Source organism: Bartonella sp. AP1QHHD, from assembly GCF_042196265.1.
Classification (GTDB): Bacteria; Pseudomonadota; Alphaproteobacteria; order Rhizobiales; family Rhizobiaceae; genus Bartonella.
The window spans coordinates 1-3,086 of sequence record NZ_JBHIPW010000042.1 but is presented as its reverse complement, the minus strand read 5'-3'; the positions used below and the strand labels follow the sequence as shown (position 1 = coordinate 3,086).

Genomic DNA, 3,086 nt, shown 5'->3' with positions numbered 1-3,086 from the left:
GAAGCTAGGATTCACGAGAAATGTCAACGATTTATGATTGGTCGCTTAGAGCGTCGGATAATACGCGCGTGGATAATTTGATTGATTGGTCCGAAGGACAGCATCCTAGCAGTGTGAACACGAGCGCCCGTGTGATGATGCAGCGCGTAAAGGAATACTTGTCAGACACGGGTGGAGAGCTTGAAGGCATTGTTACAAATGATCCTGTCCAACAAACGAGCGTGATAAGGCTTCTAAGCCAATCGGCATTTTTAGAGTATAAGAATGGTATCGTTTTGCGCTTTATGGCTATGGGTAAGAATGTTGGAGCGACCACGATTGTCTTAAATGCTTTAGATGGCAAGCCGGTTTATAAAGCAACAGAAACGGGTTTATCGCTTTTATCAGGGGGGGAAATCCAACAAGGGTGCATTTATACATTGTTTTATAATGGAGATCATTGGCATCTTGTTAATCCTACCCCACTCCCTTTAGAAGAAGAAGAAAGCAATCTTTATCCCACGGGTTTTATAGGAACGTTTGGAATGCGCGGGATTCCAAAGGATTGGTTAATTTGCGATGGGAAGGCTTATTTGCGTCGTGATTATGGTGATTTATTTGAGACGATAGGAACGGTTTGGGGAGAGGGTGATGGCGCCACGACATTTAATGTTCCCGATTTTCGAGGGATGTTTTTACGGGGGCTTGATGGAGGGCGCAATATTGATGAGGGGCGTTCTTTTGCAAGTGTGCAAACAGATTTAATCGAGTCGCATCAACATCAAGGACAGAGCCTTTCGATGTCTCATTTTACCAGCAACGAAAACTTTTGGGATGGGAATACGACGGATGTGTTGGGCTATCGTCTAGGCTTGTTTGGGGGGAGCTCTCTAGCGAATTTTATGGGCATAGAGCGTGAGAATTTAGGGGGCTACATTGTAAGTTCTCATACTCTTGATGAGAACCAAGAGGTTGTTTTGGAGAGCACTGGTGAAGGCGAGACGCGTCCAGTAAATGTGAGTGTTCTGTTTGCGATTAAGACATGAGGTGTAAGATGTCGACGATCTATGATTGGTCTTTAAATGCCTCCTTGAATGCCTATTGTGATGATTTGATTGATTGGTCAAAAGGACAACGTCCTAGTAGTCTGAATAATAGTGCTCGTGTGATGATGCAACGTGTGCGTGAATATTTATCGGATACGAGTGGTGTGATTGAAAGCACTTTTACGGTTGATGCTGAACACCAGACGACGTTGATAAGACTTCAAAGCCAATCGCAATTTTTAGAGTATAAGAATGGGATATCAATTTGTTTTAAAGCGAAGGGCAAGAATGTTGGGGAAACCGCAATTGCCTTGAATGATTTGGCGGCTAAACCTGTTTACAAGGCGACGGAATTAGGTCTCCGTGTTTTATCGGGAGGCGAGCTTCAAAGGGGGTGCATTTATAGCTTGGTTTATAGGGATCATGCTTGGCAAGTTTTAAATCCTACGCCTCTCTCTTTATCGCAAGAGCCGGTTATTCCTGTTTATCCACCAGGGACGATAGGGATTTTTGGGATGCAAGTTTTGCCAGATGGCTGGTTACCATGTGATGGGAAGGCTTATTTGCGTAGTGATTATCCTGCTCTTTATGAAGCGATAGGGATCAGGTGGGGAGGCGCTGATAGTTGGACGAAGTTTAATGTTCCCGATTTGCGTGGTGTTTTTTTACGAGGTGTTGATGATGACCGCGAGATAGACCGCTTTCGTTATCTTGGCACTTTACAAAATGACGCAATGAGAAAGCATGACCATGGGGGTCAATCCTTTACGATTTTGAATGATGAAAATCAGGAAGAGAGTTGGCATGGTGATATGACGATCATCTGGGGATATGTGTTGAATGACCAGCAAAGATTGAAGCTTGCTGAACGTTTGGGCGTGAGAGCAGAGGATATACGCGTGCACCATAAGCTCGCCTTTCCCCATTCCCACCTTCACATGCGTGATGTTGCATTGGCAAGTTCAGGTATAAGTGAGACGCGCCCGATTAATATGAGTGTTGTGTTTGGAATCAAGACGTGAGGTTTAGATGTCCACGATTTATGATTGGTCTTTAACAGCATCTGAGAATGGTGGTGCTGATGCTTTAATTAATTGGTCAGAGGGACAGCACCCTAACACGGTTAATAATAGCGCTCGTGTGATGATGCAACGGGTAAGTGAGTATTTATCGGATACGGGGGGTGTTCTTGAAGGGATTGTGACGGTTGATAATAACCAAAAGACGAGCGTGATAAGGCTTCTAAGTCAATCGGCATTTTTAGAGTATAAGAATGGCATATCGGTTTGTTTTAAAGCGAAGGGCAAGAATGTTGGGGCGACAACAATTGCTTTAAATAATTTAGCTGGTAAGCCCGTTTATAAGGCGACAGAAACCGGTTTATTAGCCTTATCGGGAGGAGAGATACAAGATGGCTGTCTTTATACCGTTATTTACGATGAAGATATAACTGGTTGGCAAATTCTCAATCCGACAAGGGGCAAAGTTTCTTCCTTAAAACGTTTACCTTCCGGTCTGATAGGACCGTTTGCAATGGAACGCTTGCCAGATGGTTGGTTGCCATGTGATGGAAGTGCTTATTCGCGAAGAACGTATAGAGCCTTGTTTGAAGTAATAGGGACGACGTGGGGAGAAGGGGATGGCGCCACGACGTTTAATGTTCCCGATTTTCGGGGGCTATTTTTACGGGGACTTGATAATGAACGCAATTTAGACCCTTGGCGTTCTTTTGCAAGTATACAACCCTGTTCTTTAAAAGCGCATGAACATTTTATAGGTCCGGAGTCATCAGAAGGTCTTTCTTCTCGAAAAAAACGGGATGTTTCTTCTACTGAAGCGCCCGTGACAAGGCGAAAGAGAGCTATAGACGAAGAGTGTGTAGGTTTGAGTGGGGATGCTTTGGACAAGTGTAATCAAGAATTTGACCAAATAGCAGGAAGTCCACAGGTAGAGACTCCCTTTTGGTTTACAGAAAAAGACAAGCCGCCGCGTTTACCTTGGTTTATCAGGAGCCCCTTTGCTAATTTTTTATATTATTCAACGCCTATAACAGAAGGTCTG

Annotated in this window: 3 protein-coding genes; all 3 read left to right on the top strand. The window is 44.1% G+C overall.

Translation table 11 applies throughout. The features are described from left to right. Positions 1-20: 20 nt before the first annotated feature. Positions 21-1,025, top strand: a complete 1,005-nt coding sequence (locus ACFIME_RS04090) for a phage tail protein (protein WP_375684538.1) — start codon at positions 21-23, stop codon at positions 1,023-1,025. A gap of 8 nt (positions 1,026-1,033) precedes the next feature. Further along, positions 1,034-2,047: a phage tail protein gene (locus tag ACFIME_RS04085; RefSeq protein ID WP_375676725.1), complete on the top strand. Its 1,014-nt coding sequence runs from the start codon at positions 1,034-1,036 to the stop codon at positions 2,045-2,047. Positions 2,048-2,054: 7 nt separating this feature from the next. Beyond that, on the top strand, positions 2,055-3,086 hold a 1,032-nt coding region (locus ACFIME_RS04080), incomplete at its 3' end, for a phage tail protein (RefSeq protein ID WP_375684537.1).

What these genes read in the sequence shown, in the direction of transcription:
- ACFIME_RS04085 (WP_375676725.1), top strand. Translation starts at nt 1,034, where the DNA reads ATGTCGACGATCTATGATTGGTCTTTAAATGCCTCCTTGAATGCCTAT.
- ACFIME_RS04090 (WP_375684538.1), top strand. Translation starts at nt 21, where the DNA reads ATGTCAACGATTTATGATTGGTCGCTTAGAGCGTCGGATAATACGCGC.